Origin of the sequence: Microbacterium karelineae, from assembly GCF_009745985.1 — a bacterium.
GTDB classification, from domain to species: Bacteria; Actinomycetota; Actinomycetes; order Actinomycetales; family Microbacteriaceae; genus Microbacterium; species Microbacterium karelineae.
Genome location: NZ_WFIX01000016.1, coordinates 1 through 323, shown reverse-complemented (window position 1 = coordinate 323; position 323 = coordinate 1). Strand labels below are relative to the sequence as shown.

Genomic DNA, 323 nt, shown 5'->3' with positions numbered 1-323 from the left:
TATTAATATGAATATCAAGATCTTTTACCAAAGTATTAAACTGGATCTGCACCCCTTTTTCCACCAGGAAGTTTTTTAATGGAGTTACATACGTGTCGTACTGGTTATATTTGGGGAATACCAGACATGAGAAGTCTTTCATTCCGTCAATGGCGTGAAGGAATCTGTGCATATACAGTTTCAGTTCCAGTAAGCTGTGCCAGTTTTCGAAGGCAAACATAGAACGCCAGAAGAACCAGAAATTACTGTTGAGGAAAGATTGAGAAAAATAATCTTCAATTGTAAGATCATCCAGTTCTTCTTTTTTCTTAAGCAATAGTTTT

At 35.9% G+C, this 323-nt stretch carries 1 protein-coding gene; it reads right to left on the bottom strand.

Annotated elements, in window-relative coordinates:
- On the bottom strand, nt 1-323 hold a 323-nt coding region (locus GB932_RS21740; RefSeq protein ID WP_197517167.1), incomplete at both ends, for an oleate hydratase.